A 16,759-nucleotide genomic window follows, 5' to 3' on the forward strand; every position below is an offset into this window, starting at 1 on the left:
AATCAAGTTAGTTATTAATAATTTAAGCTGAGACTTTAATGAGAAAATGGACACTTCCTCTACTGCCATTAATCGTATTAGCAGGCTGTACCTCAGTCAGTAAAGATGAATGTTTACAAGCCAATTGGCATGGTATTGGTTATAAACATGGTGCAGATGGCACTGAGTATCGTGATGGCATAGATGCCTTATCACAATGTAGCGAGTATGGCGTAAGTGCCGATATTGCTGAATATAAAGTGGGATACGATCAAGGTCTGGCGGTGTATTGTGAGCCCGAAAATGGCTTTACCCTTGGCATGCAGGGAGCATCTTACAATGGCGTCTGTAATAGCACAGCATTTCGTAAAGCATGGCAAGAAGGCAACGACAGGTATCAAGTACAGCAAAGGCTGATATACATTGATGACCGAATTGACGATATTGACCGCCGCCTAAAAGATATTCGCGCTGAGCTTAACAGCAATCAACTTGATAATGGCCAACAAAAAGAGCTTTATCGAGAACGAAGAGATTTAGAAAACGAGCGCAAAGATTTACGTAAAGAGCGTGCTTTACTACCGCTTTTGAATAAGCTGCCGAGTGTCGAAATTTCAACCGAGTGGTGATGCTTTATGTTTAAGCTTCATCTTATACATTTGCTCGTCAGCAGTGGCGAGTAACTCTTTGGCATTTTTACCATCTTCTGGGTAAAGCGCGATTCCAAAACTAGCACTCACAGGCACTTTTGTTGCGTAGCGCTTTGCTACGCCTTCAACCGCTTTTTGGCAGCGCCCTGCAATGTCTTGGCAAACAGAAAGTTTTGCTAACGTTGGTAACACAATCACAAACTCATCGCCGCCAATACGAGCTAATATGTCTTTATCGCGCAGCTGAAGTGAAAGCTGCTCACTGATTTCAAGCAGTAGATTATCGCCCTGCTCGTGACCAAAGGTATCGTTCACCAGTTTAAAGTTATCAAGGTCGACATAAATCAACGAAAACTGGTTACCTTCATTCGCCGCATGATGAGAAAATGAATGTAACTGAATATCTAAACCTCGCCGATTTAACAGCTTAGTAAGAGGGTCTTGATTGACTAATTCGTCAAGCAGTTGGCGCTTTTCTACTGCCTGCGAAATATCATCAAATGCACCAATGTAATGACTCACTTGCCCATGTTCGTCATACATGGCATCTATGGTTAACAACTCAGGAAAAACTTCACCGGTTTTGCGCTTGTTCCATATTTCACCTTGCCAGCGCCCATTGTGTATTAAACACTCCCACATCAACTCAAAGAACTCTGTGGGTTGCTGCTTAGCTGAAAGTACAGATGGGTTTTTATCAAGCACTTCTGCCTTACAAAAGCCTGTAATTTGCTCAAAAGCAGGGTTAACATCCACAATTTTAGGCTCAGGGGTGGTTATTAATATACCGCGGCTTGTTGTTGAGAAAACGGCTGTAAGCAGCTGTATTTTTTCGTTGCTTTTAACTTCTTCAGTGACATCTTCTGAATAACCATTCCACTCAACACTGCCATTAGCACGGGCAATAGGTGAGGATTTTCCTTCAACCCAAATCACCCCTTTAGTTGGATGATTAACTCTATATACCTCATGCCACTCGCATAATTCGACTCGCGATTTCTCAATGCTTTTAACGACTCGCTCTAAATCATCTGGGTGAATCGTTTGCATGATTAAATCTGCAGAATTTTTTATATCATCTGCCGTGCAGCCATAAATGTTGAAGACTTTGGAGCTGGCAAAAGGAAAATATGCGGTGCCATCTTTTTCCACCACATACTGATAAACAAACCCCGGTAAGTTATCAGTAAACTTTTGCAATTTAGCATGTAAAAACTCAATTTCTCGCTCTTTTAACCACTGTTCAGTAATATCGATATGAACGCCTAGCATCCATTCAGGATTGCCATTTTCATCCCAGCTTTGCACTTGGCCTTTATCGAGCACTTTAACCCAATGCCCTTGTTTGTGCTTCATTCGCGCTTCGCAAATATAACGCTTAGAGTCACCTTTAAAGTGAGCGTTTAATAGCTGTTCCGATTTTGACAGGTCGTCAGGGTGAGCAAAGCTGAGCCAAGTTTCAATTGAAACTGGCAATAATTCTTGCAGTGTGTAACCGATAATATCGGCCCACTTATCATTGAAAATGGTTTCGCCTGTTTGTACATTCCAAAGCCAAATACCCGCATCTCCACTGTCGAGAATTAGCTGAGCAATGTCTAAACCAAGATGCGACTTAATCGCATCATACCCTTCACTAAATGCCATAATTAGCCTTGTTAACTAGCCCACCAACAATAAAAGCAAGCCTTAATCATTATTTTAGTTAACAAAATAAAAAAACACTAAAAATCTGTGAAGAATATTGATCTAACGCAGGCTATTAAATCCTTGGCCAATCCACCTCATCAACACTATCGATTGTGCTTACGATGCTTTGATCTCCTTGCCATTTTCGAATGTAACGCGCTAGGGGATCATAAAGCGCTGTTTGCTTATTAATATGAAAATGTCGACCGCCTCTAGGGTCAACGCCGACACCCGCAATATATTGCCAATTACCCCAGTTCGCAGCCACGTCGTAATCGATGAGTTGCTGTTCGAAATACGCTGCGCCATAGCGCCAATCCAGTTCAAGCTCATTAACTAAACAACTTGCCGCAATTTGCCTAGAGCGGTTAGAAATATAGCCTGTCGCATTAAGCTCATGCATTATTGCATTAACCAAAGCAAAGGGCGTGCGGCCTTGGCACCACGCATTAAAGCGCTGGCTGTTAAAAGTCGTCAGTGGCGCACTATGCTTTTGCCCTTTAAACTGGAAGAGTGTTGCGCCAGCATGCATCGCATGCCACTTAAAATATTCACGCCACAGTAATTCGAACTTTATCCAATAGCTCGACTCATTCGCACCGTTTTGCTGCTCATACACTTCAACTTCTCGGTAAAGCTGTTTTGCGCTAATTGTGCCCCCAGCGAGCCAAACACTGAACTTAGTACTGTTTCTAAAGCCGTCTAACTCATTGCGTGTTTCTTTATAACTGCTTGGCGCTTTAGATGAAAAGTACGCATCACAATGCTGCTGAGCTGCAAGTAAACCACCTTTAAAAATGTTAGGTTGAGTTGCAACATCATCAATAGGGTTATCAGGGCATAGTTGTACAGGATGAGGTAAGTGGCTAACCGCTTGCAGTGGCGCCGCTATAAAGGTTGGCTCAGCTTCTACCTTTTTGCGAAAGGCAGTAAAGTTTTTAGGTAGGTCATCAAACTGAAAAGGCAAGTCCGTTGCTTTAAACAAGGTATCTTGTTGATAAGTTTTCACTGTCACTTCTGGGCATAACACTTTGATTTTATCGAGCTGTTTTTGCTCATAAACGCCAACTTGCTCTGTACAAACCAAAGTTTCAATATTGTACTTTTGTAATCGCTGACTGATTACTTGCTCAGGCTCACCACTTAGCACATGAAGTGTTTGCCCAAGCTTCTCAACAGCTTGTGCAAATGCTGCTAGGCTTTCACGTAAAAAACGGTGTCTATGCGTGCCATACGGTTTTGATTGATAGTTAGTTTGCCTAAACCAGCGCGGCTCAATCACAAACACTAAATCAAGCTCGCCATCAAAATCAGCTAACTCAGATAGAATTTCATTGTCGACTAGGCGTAAGTCATTTTGCAGCCAATATAAAACACGCTTTTTCATTATTTGCTCTATTAGAAACCTTAAGAAATCATACGTAAGCCAGCTATTTATCGATTAACTTCGCCACAGTTAGTTAGCATAACGTTTATTAATCATAAACTTACAACCTTCAATGAAGTTTAAGTTTTAGTTAAGTTTTTCTTAAGTTAGCGATTTTATGCTGATAACTGTAAAGAATTTAAAGGTTGATAAAGCCAAACACGCTGCATCTCCTTGGTATTTAGTAGGCATAATAATGATGAATAAAATAACATCGGTTTTATTAATAACATGCACTGCTACAGGGACTGTTTATGCAAACGAGCCTTTAAGCTTAGATGTGGTTTGTGAAGTAAAAAGCAAACCTACTGCAGAGTTAAGCGAGGACAAAGACATCACTGTTGATAAACTCAACATTGATACGCATACGATTTTCGATCCTAATGACCCTGAAACAACCGCCCTACATCGCTTTATCAACTGGCTGCACATTGATACCAAAAACAAAGTGGTTAGTGAGCAAATTACCTTCAAAGAGGGTGATCAAGTCAGTGAGCGTCAGCTACAAGAAGCGGAGCGCATTTTGCGCAGCAAAAAATACTTAAGAGATGCCAAGGTTAGCTATACAAAAGATTGCCTTGAAGATGAACCCCGCGTGGTGCAAATCGATACCTGGGATACCTGGAGTTTATTGCCAACCATTAATTTTGGCCGTAGTAGTGGCAATAATAAATACAGCTTAGGTTTTAAAGAAGAAAACTTTTTAGGCTACGGTATTCGCGCATCTTTAAAGTATAAATCAGATCATGAACGCTCAGGCTACCACTCAGTGCTGCAAATGCCAGTGCCTTGGCAGCCTCATGCAACCCTCACTTTACAAGCTGATGATTACGATGACGGACAAGTGTTTTTAGTGGATTATCATCAGCCTTTTTATCAACGCAGCAGTGACGCACTAATGCGCTACTTTGCTAAATCACAAAAGCAAAAAAGTTATATCTATCAAAATGGCATGACTCGTTCAGAGTTTTTTACTGATGAATTAATCGCCCAGTTTGCTTACGGCGGAATTTTATCGCAAGACAGTCAGCAAACCTTTCACTGGCTTGCTGGGATTGATTACGAAGATGTCAGTTACCGCCCTTTTGAAACAGAGCCTTTGCTTGCAGGCCTTAACGATTACACCATTGCAGCGCCTTGGGTCGGATTACATTGGCTAGAAGACAATTACGCCGTATTGCACGATATTGACCTAATAAACCACAACGAAGACGTTAACCTAGGTTGGGAGCTAAATTCAAAGTTTGCCATCGATACCGTAAATTTTGGCCAAGGCTTTTTATTTGATACAAATCTTACCAAAGCGTGGTTTAACAATAACGCCTTGTATCGATTTGCCGCTGGAATGAAAGGCAATATGGGAACTGAGCTTGATGACCGTTTAGCGCTTTATTCAAAAGCACAATTTAACTATCGCTGGTCAAACTCATTTGCTTTTTATGCGCATCTAAATGGTCATTGGCAAAACCATGAATTTGCTGATAAACCACTGGCCGTTGGCGGTGAAGAAGGCATGCGTGGCTTCCCAGAAAGTTACCAACATGGTACATCAAGCGTACAAGCAACGGCTGAACTAAGAATGTACCCTAATATCAATCTGTATCAGTTTGTAGATGTAGGCTTTGTTGGCTTTGTTGATGTAGGCCAAGCATTTGGCAGCACTGAAACTGCAAATATTTCAGATTCAATGCTAACCAGTGCAGGCGTTGGTATTCGCCTATATTCATCGCGCTCAAGTAACGACAATGTGATACATATCGACTTTAGTACGCCTCTGGGCAGTTACCAAGACGTGGATTCATGGCAAATAGGAATGTCGGTTGAAACAACTTTTTAAGCATCCTGCTCTTTACTCATAAGCTCGCTCATGCGCTGCATAAGCTCTTGCTCACTGAGGTCTTCTTTGTGTGTGCCTATAGTCCAGATATGACCAAAAGGGTCTTCTAGAGTCCCTGACCTATCGCCATAAAATTGGTCATGTACTGGGCGTAGCTCTTTTGCCCCAAGCGACAAAGCTTTAGCAAAAACAGCATCGACATCTTCAACATACAGCATAATGCTCACCGGTGTACCGCCAAGTTGTTGCGGCGACTTAAATTGCACATCAGGGCAATTATCAGAAAGCATAATATGAGAGTCGGCTATTTTTATTTCAGCATGCGCCACTCCACCATCAGGCAAGGGCATTTGCATTACAAGCTCTGCATTAAAAGCGTGTTTGTAGAACTCTATCGCCTTAGTGGCACCTTCAATAACCAAATACGGGGTTACCGCATGGAAACCTTTAGGGATTGCAGAAACAGCCATGTTACACCTCAACGTTAAATGTGTGAGTTATAAAGGTAGCAGTTGTAGCTAATTTCACTAATCTAATAATAAAAACGCCAGCGAAACCTTTAGCTGGCGTTTTAAATACAAATACCAATCAACTTAACAAAGCGGTGTATTATTCAGGCCAGCTTTGAGCTCCATCAATTGCAACCTCTGTTTGATTTAACGTCGTGCAATAACCTGTGGCAGATGAGGCATAGTAAACATCACCTAATACCGTGTAGTTTTTTGCTTTAACCTGCTGTTTTGCTTTGTCTGACGTTGCCATGCCCCACATGCTGAAGTAGTTGCTCAAATCGAGCTCGGTTGCTTCTGAAAGCGCTATTAATAGCCAATCATTGTTGCCTATGCTTTGTGCCTCCGACAAGCTGTAGCTTGAAAAGCCAAGTGCATCTTTTTGTGCCTGCCAATTAGTCTCGCTGTTATCAGCTAGATTAAACGCACGCTCCAAGATGTGTAAGCGAGGGTATAAATGCCAGCCGTTTTCAAGCTTATTGTGTGCCTGTGCGGCCATCATAATTTGTAAATAAATAGCGTGACTTTGCGACCACTCTGACATCGCTAAAGCTTGCATATAAGCAAATGCATCTGCGCTTTGTTTACTGGCTTGTAAATGATCAAACAAGTTCTCGAATGGCAAGTTTTGGCACGATGCCGAAAAGCCCGTTTCATCTTCAAACTTCGACTTACTGTAGTAGGAGTAAAAGTTGGTATTTGAATGGCCACCAAACCCTTCGATACGGAAGCGCCCTCTTTCAAGTCCATGCCCTAATTCATGGATATCGCCATGCCCAGTTGGATTAAAATTCCAACCTGCGTCATACGGATTACCAGAACAACCCCAACCACAGGTCGGTTGGTCTGCATTCATATGTTTTACAATATCAATTGTTTGCACCTCAATATTGCGTGCACTCGCAAAGTCATGAATTTCGCTAACCACATCGATGCCCGGCCCTTTGAAACCAGCAAGTACATGCGGATAGTTATGAGTATAACGCTCTACTGCATGGGCGAAGTCAGACGCTATAGGCCAATAACCATCGTTAATTGAAATACGCATTTTCTCGAGCTTTGAATGCACTTCAAAGCCACCGGTTGCTACCTCAGCCCAATCATAGTCGCCTTTTTCAAGTAGTGCAGCAAAGCGCTCATCATCACTGCTGCTGCGCCAATACGGGTGCTCACCTACATTAATAAATTCAAAGCTGACATCTAAATCATTTTGATCAAACTCAATTTGAATTGGCCCACCATAAGGTGACGTAAAATAGACCGTTTCATTTGTCTCTATAGGCACATGAACCGACTGCAATTTAGCGGGTCGATTATAGCCATTGCTGCTCATGTAATGTGTTGCGCCATCACGCAGAGTATTAACAAACACCTTGGTATTCACAGCTTGATTATCGGTGCGTTTAATAGCAAATGTTTGCCCCGGCAAGGCATACACACCCGTTGAGCGAAAATACGCCTTACTCTGCATATTCACGGTGACGGTTTTAGGTGTTACATGACTAAAATCACTACGGCTGAAATTCCCCATATCAACTTGAAGTGGATTAACTTTACGTATATTTAATACCGCATGATCAGTAAACAGTGCGCGAAAGAAGCTTGTATTATCGGTGCTTAGCTTATCCATCGGGAAGCTCACAACTTGGCGATAATGATCTGCAAGCAGCGCCAGTAACTGGTAAAAGCGATAGCCCTGCTCAGTAAAGATATCTGTTTTCGCTTGGTCAAAACCTCTAAAAACCGAATTAATGATCGTTGCCGCATCACTAAACTGTTGCTGATATTGGCTTTCAGCTGGGCAGCTACGATTATCACAGGCACTTAAATCAACACTAAATTCGCTGCTTTTAAAGCGGCTAAGTAAGTCTTTAATAGTTTGCGCATCAGTTGGCAAGCTGTCGTTGATAGCAATTGGGTTCCACTGTGCCAGTTCTAATCGGTGCCAATAGTTATCACCTGCAACGCTCACATGGAGTAATTCAAATAGCGCTTTACCTAGTGCTGTTTGACTACCATCACGCTGAATATAGATCACCGCTATATCATTTGCTTGCGCTTGCTTTACTGCAGCCACAACATTCTCAATATTTAATCCTTCACGCTCATGCTGAGAGATAATCAGTACATCCGTGTCAGTTGTTAAACACGCCGCTAAAGCGTCATTGTCACAACTTGTATTGTCGTTATAGCTCACCATGCCTTCATATTGACTATCAAACCACTCTCGCGTTTTAATCCTATCTTGAAAGTAATAGCTTTGATCAAGTTGCGCTAATACAAGTTTAAGTGGCTGCTCTGCGGTTATTTCTCTACCAGCTAACCATGTGGTGCTGTTTTTCAAAAACTGAATCATTTGCTCGTTAATGGTATTTCGATAAGGATTACTACCAAATACCAAGTAACGGCCCTGCTCCCCATCACTAGTTCCAACTACAGCAAGGTTTCTGACTTTTGTCTCGTAACCATCTTGCCAGCTATTGTTGGTAAGTAGAACTGGCTCATTGAATGGATAAGTGGCAGTTAATAGCGTTGCATCCCAGGTTGGATACCAACTTAATTCTTCAAGGGCGGAGCTTGAGCCAAAAGCAAATAAGCTATTTTTAATGCTTTGAAAGCGCGCTTTGTGGGTATCAATTTCATTAATGGTCGCATCAAGTAGCAACTCACTGTTTGGCACAACCAGCGCATTACCCGTTTCGAGTGCCTCGGCTACATAACTTTGGGTGATGTTTAACGCAAACTCAAAACTTGCCTGTACACGTGAGTCAGAGGCTGTGATTGTGAATTTATGTTCACCAAGTTCTTCATTACTCGTGGTGCCTGATAAGATGCTAGTTTGCTCATCAAAACTTAGCCACGTTGGTAAACCTGTTAAGGTTAAGCTCACATCATCGTTGTCTGCATCGGTGCTGATTAACTGCACACTCAAAGCCTGCTCAGCACGAACTTCACTACTCAGTGGAGACACCACAGGCGCTGAGTTTGCTCTGGCAGCGATGTTAAATGTTTGCTCTGCCTGCTGCGTCACTTCGCCATCTGAATAACGAAAACGAATTTGCTGTTCGCCCGTATTCGCAAACAAGGGCGTGCCGCTAAAACTAAGGTTAGTCGCATCAAAGCTAAGCCAATCAGGTTTACTAACTTCACTTACTACCACAGTGTCATTTTGTGCATCAGTAAATGTTAGCTGGTAAGTATAAGCTTGGCCTTCATTGCTATCCGATGGGGTGGACGTGAGCGTTGGCGGTGTATTTTCAATAAGTTTGGCCTCTACATTAATATCAATCAAAAGCTGTGCAGAGAGCTGCCCATCAGTGACCGTAAACTCAATGTTTGCATACTTACCTACTTGCTCAGGCGTGCCGCTGATACTTGCTGAGGCTTCATTAAAACTTAGCCAACTTGGTAAGTTTGTTACAGACAAAGTAAGTGGGTCATTATCTGGATCAGAGACTTCAGGGCTAAAACTCAAGGTTTCACCAACACGTAAAGTCTGTGATTGACCGCTGATTTGCGGCGCTTGATTTTGTGGTGTTTCGGTTACAGGAGGGGTTGTTGTTTGTTTTTCATCTGAGCCTGAGCCGCCACAAGCAGCAAGTGTTAGCAATACAGCCGAGCATAATAGCGAGCGTATGCACAAAGAGTAAGGTGCGTTCATTGAGTTCTTATCGGTATGGTAAACAATTTTTTAACATTATAAGCCGATACTACAAACTAATATCTCGGAAAAAATACGTAAATTGATATCGCTGTCATTAATTGTTAAAGCGTAAAAAGCCCCACAAAGGGGCTATTTAAGGGTTACGAGCTTGGGTTTGCGAAATCGGGTCTGGGTAACTTTTCGAGTATGGCGTATAAGTAAATCACCACAAGGCAAAGCCCTCCCGCTACAAAGAATAAAGTTGGGCCATCGTAATAATCTAAAATTAAACCACCACCGAGGGGTGCTAAAGCAAATCCTAAATCATAAAACGAAGCCGCGCCAAAGTAGGCTCCACGTAAGTGTGATGGTGCGAGCCTATCAAGGTGAACATTCATCGTCGGAAACAAAATGGTTTCGGCCAAGCTCATCACCACTATCGCACCTATCCAGCCCCAGAATAAATCGATTGGATTAAGTGCGAGCCAAAACTGCGACACCATCAATAGCGCCAAACCAATTTGTATTCGTACCGTTAGGCTAAATCGCGCCATCATTTTTAACAGCAGAAATTGACTTGAAATGATCACTATCGCATTGGTAAATATCAGCGCAGAAATCAATGCAAGTAGGTCGGGTGCCTCTGCACGAGTTAGGTATTGTATGAGTGAACTATCCATTTGCGCATAAATAAACATGCACAAAATATTGGCTAAAATTAAACACTGCAGCAGCTTATCTGCAAATAGAATACGTAAGATTTGCTTGCCTTGTACAGCTGGTTTTTTCTCTTCAGGCTCGTCGATTGCGGCAGTATTTTTGGCGGCTTTATCACTAAAATTAAAGCCCCAAACAAGCAGCACTAATAAAATAGCAAATGCCCCTGCGGTAATATAAAAGCTCGACTGCTCACCTGTTAAACCTAGCCATACCCCAGCTAATGGACCCACCGCACAGCCCACATTAACAATAAAGTACAGCGACTGCATGGCCAGCTCACGAGTTTGTGCATCATTAATAATATCGCCAATCGCCGCACTGGTTAGTGGTCGCCAAAGTGCAGTCGCAATAGAGCATAAGGTCATCACAATCACATAACCGGCCACGGTTTCTACCTCAGCCAACAGCGAGAAAGAAATAATATACAGCACACCAGTGATGTACATCAGCGTATGCCGGCCCACTTTATCTGAGAGGCTACTGCCAATAAAACTGGTAAACACCGAAATCACGGCAGCACTGGTAAGTACCAAACCGACTTCTGTCGCCGATAAAGCAAACTTTTCGTACAAGATCACCGCAAGAAATGGCCATACCATGTAATAGCTGCCACGGGTAATAAACGAGCCAAATAAGAAGATCCACATAAGCACAGGAAACTGCTTAAAGCGCGCTAAAGAGATATCTGAATTCATTATTTTAATTTTTATGATGATGATTAAAACACTATACAGGAACTGAATCTGCCTTGGGTATTTAATCTAAAACTTGTTTGTAACAGCGTATTAATTAGCTAAAAAACAAACGCAACTTAATTGTGAATAGTGTTAAGCCAACTTGAAAAAGATCAATCTAAATAAGAATAGTTATTGATTGTATTTTTCATTTCTGTAGTATACGCAGCGTTCCTCAAAGGGATAACCTACAAAAAGAACTGGAAACCTACAATGAAATCAATAAAACCAAGCTTACTGGCACTTGCCATAACAACACATTTTTCAGCCTTTGCTGATGACGCTAAGCCGAAACAAGATATGGAACGCTTAGTTATTACTGCAACAGGTTTTGAGCAAAAAGTTACCGAAGCACCTGCAAGTATTTCAATTATCACTAATGAAGATATTAAGTCTCATGCCTTCACCTCAGTACTTGATGCTGTGCAGTATTTAGAAGGTATCGACATTGGCACAACTCGTGATAAAACAGGCCAAGGCAGTGTAAGTATGCGTGGTTTAACAGGTGAATACACCCTGTTACTTATTGATGGTAAACGCCAAAACAACCATGGCGATATTTATCCAAACAACTTTGGTGGTAACGCGTTTAACCACGTACCTCCGGTCGATGCCATTGAGCGCATTGAAGTAATTCGCGGCCCTGCATCAACGCTTTATGGTGCAGATGCACTGGGTGGTGTAATTAATATCATCACTAAAAAGCACACTGACAGCTGGAGCGGTGCAGTATCTTTTAGCCGTTCATTACAACAAAACGATGATTTTGGTGATGACATTACCACTGACTTTAGTGTGATGGGTCCGCTTATCAAAGACGTATTAAGCTTAGGTGTACGCGGCAGCGTTTACGAGCAACAAGCATCATCGCCAACATTTGAACCAGCAACCGATCCTAATGGTGTTGTACATGCTCGTTCATTAGGTTTTGGTAGTGGCGGTCGTACCGTTGATAATACAAACGAGCAGTATGGTTTTACTTTAACTTATACACCGTTTGAGTCGCATCATTTACGTTTTGATTACGATAACTCAAGCCAAGTGTACGACAACACGCCAAGCTACGACATTGAGTCAGGCACCATTACTTACCCGCTTGGTACTAAAGATAACATTGAATCAATTTGGCAAGACCGCCGCGGCCAAGTAAACCCGCGCGCAGGTTATGCGGCAGACCAAGAGTTTGACCGTGAATGGTGGTCACTCAGTTATGATGGTGAACTTAATTGGGCAACGATTAAAGCCTCTGTATCTTATGTTGATACGCAAAACAATGGCCGTACTTTACCACTGAGTGTAAGTGAGCGATTAGAGCTGCAAGCTATGTACGATGGTACTGGCGAATACGAAGGAATGGACGAGCAAGCACGTAAAGACTTAGCCGAAGAAACATTCTTACCGCGCCCTGCTCGCCCACTTGAAAGCAGCCAATATACCTATGACTTACGCTTTGATATTCCTATCACAGGTAGCTTTGGTAGCCATAACCTAGCAATTGGTGGTCAGCTTATCGACGGTGAATTAAAAGACGGCGTATTTGGCCTTGAAAGTGACCAAGCAGGTCAAGTACAAGAGCAAAACATGTACTCAATCTTTGCCGAAGATAACTGGATGGCAACTGACAACTTCACCTTTACATTAGGTGCTCGTTACGATGACCATGATGTATTTGGCAGCCAAGTATCACCTCGTGTTTACGGTGTATATAACCTCTCTGACACTTGGACCTTAAAAGGGGGTGTGAGTACAGGTTATAAAACGCCGCAAACCACTGATCTTTACGACGGTATCACCGGATTTGGTGGTCAGGGCACAAGCCCATTTGCGGGTAACCCAGATTTAGAACCAGAAACCAGTGTGAACTCAGAAGTTGCACTGTACTGGACTTCGCTTGATGGCGATCACAACATTAATGTGACTTACTACAACACCAAATTTGAAGACAAGATTGCCCGCGGCGACACTATTTTAAGCTGTGAACAAACTAACGATGTTCGCCCTTGTGTGAACTTAGGTCAGTACGATCAACTTGGCTACGATAGCTACAGCCAAAAGATCAATATCGACGAAGTAGACCTTCAAGGTGTTGAAATTGCGGGTCAATACACTATTACTAAAACAGTGTCTGTTAACGGTAACTACACGTGGACTGATAGCGAACAAAAGAGCGGTCCTGAACAAGGTCAGCCATTAACTAACTCAGCTGAGCACATGGCAAACCTTACCCTAAACTGGGAAGCGACTGACTTTATGAACTTATACCTACAAGGTGTATATCGTTCAGACCGTTACCGCGGTTGGGATAACGTGCACGACAAAGCGCTTTACTACAAAAACTACAATCTACTTAATTTAGGTGCGCAGTTTTATGTAAATGAGTACGTGCAAATCAATGCCCGCGTAAACAACCTATTAGACGAAGATTTCACCTCATATAGCACTAGCTATACCGACCTAAATGGCGATGGTGAGTATGAATACCTAACAGGTCGCGGTGTAATTAGTGAAGTCACATTCACAGACGACTACAACGTTAAAGATAAAGGCCGTAATTTCTGGATTGGCGTTACCGCTTACTTCTAAGAAAACTCCCTGAAAATAGACAGCATGCAGTCATGTGCTGTCTATTTTTCTAGCTACACAATTACTCCTACTGTCAGTATTCTTTTTACTGTCACTAAACTGCCAACTTCACACACTAAGCTGATGATACCTGCGTAAGCTTATTTGTTAGTCTATGGAACATATCCTTACAGCCAGTGGTATCTGTATTAGTTATCAAGATGAAGGCGATAAAAATGCGCCGGTGATCATCTTAATTATTGGCTTAGGTGCTCAATTTACCGTTTGGCCAGAGTCGCTTTATTTTGGCTTGGTAGAAAAAGGCTTTCGGGTTATTCGTTTTGATAATCGTGATGCAGGGCTATCCTCATCGTTAGATGAGTTAGGCAAGCCGAGCCTGGTGAAGCATTGGCTTAGCCGCCGATTACCTATTCGCTCAAAGCTGCCCTATTCGCTCGATGACATGGCTCGCGATGTAAAAGAATTAATGGATGCACTGGCTATCAAAAAAGCGCACTTAGTGGGGGCTTCGATGGGTGGCATGATTGCGCAAATTGCCGCGGCAAAGTATAAAAAACGTGTACTGAGCTTAACTTCAATTATGTCGAGTAGCTCGCCGTTATCGTTTTCGGGTTCAAACATTAACCTGCTAGTAAAGCTCGCTAAAATACGCCCCCGAAGCAGTAATAAAGAAGCCGCGATTGATTACAATGTTAGGCTCAACCAACTCATTGGCAGCCCAGCCTACCCACAAGATGAACACGCTTTATACGCCAACGCACAGCGCTATATTGAGCGGGCCCACACGAATCAAACAGGCTTTAAACGTCAGCTTGCAGCCATTGCCGCAACGCCTTATCGCGAGCAATTACTAAAAAAGATTAAAGCCCCCACATTAGTAATTCATGGCAGCGCTGATCCTGTTATGCCACTGTCTGCGGGTATCAACACCGCACTGTTAATAAAGCGCAGTAAGTTAAAAGTTGTGCCTGGAATGGGCCATGATTTTCCGCCCGCTTTAATGAAAAAAATGACTAAGTGGATTGCTAAACACGCAGCTAAAGTCAGCGCCAAAAAAGCCGCTAAAAAGCCCTAAAAGCATGATAGAATTATCATACAATTTATAAGGTTAGCGTTTTATGTTGCGTGTATTTTTTAGTCTGTTTTTAATTATCCCTTGGTTAAGCTTTGCCGGTGTGTCACTAAGCGAGCAGCGCATTATTTATCAGGGCGAAATTAGTGCCAAAAACAATCAACATGTTGCACAGCTTTTGGCTGAGCAGCCAAGCATAAACAGCATACAAATTACCAGTGGTGGCGGAAACGTTGATTTAGGTATGGACCTCGCCGAATTAATTTTGGCGCATAATTTAAAAGTTCATATAAAACAATTTTGCTTTTCGTCGTGTGCGAATTACGTATTGCTTGCAGGAAACCCTACCACCATAGCTAAGAGCGCCATTGTCGGTTGGCACGGCGATGCCGCTTCGGCTCGCTGGCGAGATAGCGATATTGATGCCATGGTAAGCCATTTAAAAGAGCCAGAAAAAACAACCAAGTGGCACTCTTTACGCACTCATTACGATGAAATAATCGCAAAAGCCGTGGCTCGTGAAAAAGCCTTTTATGCAAAACGCGGGGTTAATCATGACTTGCTAACGATTGGTTTATCTAAAGAGCTAAAACGTGCAGCTGTGGCACAAAAAGCCAGAGGCTGGAGCTACTCAAAAAAAGCACTCAATACACTGAATGTGAATAATATTGAGTTTGCAGACTGGCAGCCCCGCTCGGCAAAGAACTTTCCGTTACTAATAATTAGTGAGCTTGGGGATTAGCTTTTGTAATCACGGATATAACGGTAATCAAATTCGGTGTCATCTAGAATGTCGCAATAATCACGAAAATCATTACTCTGCATTTGCTGAATATCGATGATCACCGACTGCTCTGTTACGAGCTTTTTAAAGCTTTGCAATAGCGTACGTCCTTGCTTTGCATCTATATGGCAACCGAATTGATAAATGTCATATAACCGAGCGAACTGATCACCGCTCTGTCTTGAGCTTGCCATGAGTGCTTCACCACGCTCAAAAGCAAGCATTCTTCCCAGAATAAATTGCGCTCTAGGTTCATTTTTATGTTCAACGAGATAACGTAAAATAGTTTCTGATTTAAATGTATCTTGCGGAAAATTCCCTTGATAAACGCCTCGTTCATCAAAGTGACGACCGGAATAATAGGCAAAAGCATAGCTAAATGCTTTTTTGTCAGACAAGGTTGCAAGAAACTCATCATCCGTCGGAATATGTTTTGCTCTAAACTTAGCAGCTTGATGTTGCTCTTGTTCTACCTGTTTTTCAATAGACAAATACTGCTGGTGAGCAAATGCACCAACGGCGCCTGCAAAACTCAAACATGATGTAGCAATTAGGGTACTCGGTAATACTACCAACCAATGATTTTTAATTTTTTTATACCCTGCCAGCTCACCGGATTCATACACCTCAGCAAATAACTTATGGTCAATAAATGGAATGCTTTTACGTGCAATAAATGCTGCTGACCAAGAGCCAAGTGCAAATAACAAAGCATAAATTGATAAAGACAATGTACCGCTGATCAAAACCTCTGAACTGAGCGCAACAGCGATTACAGATAGGTATGCAATAAGTGAAATAACTGAAAAGATACGATCATAGCCACGCCCATGAATACGAACGGCTAGGCCAACGAGTACGCCGCTAATCACTAACATTACTGGCCCAATAGCACTTTTAATTGAAAATACTGTGATCCATAAAATAATGATTGGGATACTCCAGCACGCTACGCCGATTGCGGCTGCAAGTGGACTTTGCTTAACTAGCTTTTCTTTAACTTGCTCTCGACTCTGCTCAGTAACAGACATATCAACTCCGTTTTGGTTTTATTATTTTTTCCTGTAAAACAAAGTGATTCTAACTAGAACAGCTGATTATAAAAAGAGGAACATAAATTTTCGTGGTACAAA

Annotated in this window: 11 protein-coding genes; 5 read left to right on the forward strand and 6 right to left on the reverse strand. The window is 42.4% G+C overall.

Features of this window, described 5'->3' with window-relative positions:
* The first annotated feature begins 38 nt into the window (after positions 1 to 38).
* Positions 39 to 608 carry a DUF2799 domain-containing protein gene (locus AN394_RS08675; protein ID WP_054560687.1) on the forward strand — a complete coding sequence of 190 codons (570 nt, stop codon included), beginning with the start codon at positions 39 to 41 and terminating at the stop codon, positions 606 to 608.
* Here the strand turns inward: AN394_RS08675 and AN394_RS08680 are convergent.
* Both AN394_RS08680 and AN394_RS08685 read right to left on the reverse strand, forming a co-directional pair.
* Entirely contained in the window at positions 594 to 2,276 is a 1,683-nt protein-coding gene (locus tag AN394_RS08680; protein ID WP_055021271.1) for a sensor domain-containing diguanylate cyclase, read from the reverse strand. The two genes, AN394_RS08675 and AN394_RS08680, sit on opposite strands and share 15 nt — an antisense overlap.
* Before the next feature lie 115 nt (positions 2,277 to 2,391).
* Positions 2,392 to 3,705 carry a DASH family cryptochrome gene (locus tag AN394_RS08685; RefSeq protein ID WP_055021272.1) on the reverse strand — a complete coding sequence of 438 codons (1,314 nt, stop codon included), beginning with the start codon at positions 3,703 to 3,705 and terminating at the stop codon, positions 2,392 to 2,394.
* Between the two features lie 235 nt (positions 3,706 to 3,940).
* Between AN394_RS08685 and AN394_RS08690 the strand changes: the two genes are divergently transcribed.
* Positions 3,941 to 5,581, forward strand: coding sequence for a hypothetical protein (locus AN394_RS08690; protein WP_095209726.1), 1,641 nt, complete (start codon positions 3,941 to 3,943; stop codon positions 5,579 to 5,581).
* On the opposite strand, the gene AN394_RS08695 is transcribed toward AN394_RS08690, so the two are convergent.
* From AN394_RS08695 to AN394_RS08705, 3 genes are all read right to left on the reverse strand, one after another.
* Positions 5,578 to 6,051 carry a VOC family protein gene (locus AN394_RS08695; RefSeq protein WP_055021273.1) on the reverse strand — a complete coding sequence of 158 codons (474 nt, stop codon included), beginning with the start codon at positions 6,049 to 6,051 and terminating at the stop codon, positions 5,578 to 5,580. The genes AN394_RS08690 and AN394_RS08695 overlap by 4 nt on opposite strands.
* 139 nt (positions 6,052 to 6,190) lie before the next feature.
* Entirely contained in the window at positions 6,191 to 9,751 is a 3,561-nt protein-coding gene (locus AN394_RS08700; RefSeq protein WP_055021274.1) for an ImpA family metalloprotease, read from the reverse strand.
* Positions 9,752 to 9,894: 143 nt separating this feature from the next.
* On the reverse strand, positions 9,895 to 11,148 hold the full coding sequence (locus tag AN394_RS08705; protein WP_055021275.1) for an MFS transporter: 1,254 nt from the start codon (positions 11,146 to 11,148) through the stop codon (positions 9,895 to 9,897).
* A 252-nt stretch (positions 11,149 to 11,400) separates the two neighbouring features.
* On the opposite strand from AN394_RS08705, the gene AN394_RS08710 reads away from it, so the two are divergent.
* The 3 genes from AN394_RS08710 (at position 11,401) to AN394_RS22160 (ending at position 15,584) form a co-directional block, all read left to right on the forward strand.
* The gene (locus AN394_RS08710) at positions 11,401 to 13,770 is read left to right on the forward strand and encodes a TonB-dependent receptor domain-containing protein (protein WP_055021276.1); all 2,370 of its coding nucleotides are present in this window, start codon (positions 11,401 to 11,403) and stop codon (positions 13,768 to 13,770) included.
* Between the two features lie 154 nt (positions 13,771 to 13,924).
* Positions 13,925 to 14,845, forward strand: coding sequence for an alpha/beta fold hydrolase (locus AN394_RS08715; RefSeq protein WP_055021277.1), 921 nt, complete (start codon positions 13,925 to 13,927; stop codon positions 14,843 to 14,845).
* 43 nt (positions 14,846 to 14,888) lie between these two features.
* On the forward strand, positions 14,889 to 15,584 hold the full coding sequence (locus AN394_RS22160; RefSeq protein WP_055021278.1) for an ATP-dependent Clp protease proteolytic subunit: 696 nt from the start codon (positions 14,889 to 14,891) through the stop codon (positions 15,582 to 15,584).
* Here the strand turns inward: AN394_RS22160 and AN394_RS08725 are convergent.
* Positions 15,581 to 16,657, reverse strand: coding sequence for a hypothetical protein (locus tag AN394_RS08725; protein ID WP_055021279.1), 1,077 nt, complete (start codon positions 16,655 to 16,657; stop codon positions 15,581 to 15,583). The two genes, AN394_RS22160 and AN394_RS08725, sit on opposite strands and share 4 nt — an antisense overlap.
* Positions 16,658 to 16,759 lie beyond the last annotated feature (102 nt).

It is taken from the genome of Pseudoalteromonas sp. P1-26 (assembly GCF_001401795.1).
Classification (GTDB): Bacteria; Pseudomonadota; Gammaproteobacteria; order Enterobacterales; family Alteromonadaceae; genus Pseudoalteromonas.